Consider the following 218-nt stretch of genomic DNA (forward strand, 5'->3'; position numbering starts at 1 on the left):
AGCTTTTTCATCTGGTGGGTGGCGTTGCGGCCTTCGAAGTGGGGTCCGAGTCCGTAGCCCTTGACGGTTTTGGCGAGGATGACGGTGGGTTTGCCCTTGAATTCGGTGGCTGCCTTGTACGCGGCGTAGACCTTGCGGTAGTCGTGGCCGCCGCGTTTGAGGTTCCAGATCGCGTCGTCGGAGAGGTCCGCGACGAGGTCCTTGGTCGCGGGGTCCTT

The 218-nt window shown here is 62.4% G+C and carries 1 protein-coding gene; it reads right to left on the reverse strand.

Annotated elements, in window-relative coordinates; genetic code table 11:
- Window positions 1–218 (reverse strand): hypothetical protein (locus tag ACU18_RS19020; protein ID WP_157407883.1); only part of this gene is annotated, 218 nt, incomplete at both ends.

Source organism: Arthrobacter sp. ZBG10, from assembly GCF_001238605.1.
Classification (GTDB): Bacteria; Actinomycetota; Actinomycetes; order Actinomycetales; family Micrococcaceae; genus Arthrobacter.